The organism is Streptomyces niveiscabiei, from assembly GCF_001419795.1.
Taxonomy (GTDB): domain Bacteria; phylum Actinomycetota; class Actinomycetes; order Streptomycetales; family Streptomycetaceae; genus Streptomyces; species Streptomyces niveiscabiei.
The window spans coordinates 1-1,078 of record NZ_LIRL01001398.1 but is presented as its reverse complement, the minus strand read 5'-3'; the positions used below and the strand labels follow the sequence as shown (position 1 = coordinate 1,078).

Annotated in this window: 1 protein-coding gene and 2 pseudogenes; all 3 read left to right on the top strand. The window is 72.6% G+C overall.

The genetic code is table 11. From position 1 onward, the window contains the following. Positions 1-267, top strand: a pseudogene (locus AOK24_RS52110) (expansin EXLX1 family cellulose-binding protein); the annotation flags it as partial. Positions 268-269: 2 nt separating this feature from the next. After that, a pseudogene (locus AOK24_RS52105) lies at positions 270-504 on the top strand (expansin EXLX1 family cellulose-binding protein); the annotation flags it as partial. A gap of 68 nt (positions 505-572) precedes the next feature. Beyond that, the coding region (locus tag AOK24_RS44445) for a pyridoxine/pyridoxamine 5'-phosphate oxidase (RefSeq protein WP_055725477.1) at positions 573-1,078 on the top strand (506 nt) is incomplete at its 3' end.

Here is a 1,078-nt window from a genome sequence, read left to right as displayed (position 1 = left end):
CGGCGTACGACGTCGGCAACGGCGACGGCGCCTGCTCCTTCGGGCCGACCGGCGACACGATGACGGCCGCGATGAACACCGCCGACTACGAGACGTCCAAGGCGTGCGGCGCGTACGTGCGGGTCAGCGCGGGTGGCGCCGCCATCACCGTACGCATCACCAACGAGTGCCCGGCGCCCTGTCAGCCGGGCCAACTCGACCTGAGCCAGCAGGCGTTCGCGAAGCTGGCGCCGCTGGTCACCGGGCGGATCCCGATCTCGTGGAGTCNNCGGGATCCAGGTGCTGGGGCACCGGAATCCCGTCGCCCGCCTGGAAGTTCGCGCCGGGGGTGCCTGGACCCGGCTGCCCCGGACCGAGTACAACTACTTCCTCTCCGAGCAGGGGAGCGGCTGCGGAAGTTCGATCCGGATCACCGACATCTACGGCGAGCAGCTCGTCGTGGACGGCCTGCCGGTGAAGGCGAACGTCGTGCAGGCGTCGGGGGTGCAGTTCCGGCAGCGGTGAGGCGTGTCCCTCTCAAGGTGTAGGGAGTGACTACCGGGGCCGTACGGGGGCCGTTCCATAATCGGCCCATGACCAGCGATCTCTCCCGGCTCCTGCGCACCCTCCGGGTCTGGGCGCCCGAGGCCACCAGCCTCCCGGCGTTCGACCCGGCCGCCGCGCCCGCCACGCCGCTGCCCCTGTTCGTGGACTGGTTCGCCGAGGCCGTGGCGGCGGGTGAGCGCGAGCCGCACACCATGTCGCTGGCGACGGCGGACGCGGACGGCGCTCCGGACGTGCGGATCGTCATGCTGCACGGCGCCGACGAACAGCACGGCTGGTCGTTCGCCACGCACGCGACCAGCAGAAAGGGCCGCCAGCTCGCCGAACGGCCGCAGGCGGCGCTCGCTTTCTACTGGCCGTCGTTGGGCCGCCAGGTCCGTGTCCGGGGCCGGGTGACGGCGGCCCCGGACACGGAGTCCCAGGCGGATCTGCACGCCCGCTCGACGGGGGCGCTGGCCGCCGCGCTCACCGGACGGCAGAGCCAAGTCCTGCCGTCGCTGGGCGAGTTGGCGACCGCCTCCGCGGAGGCGTGGGA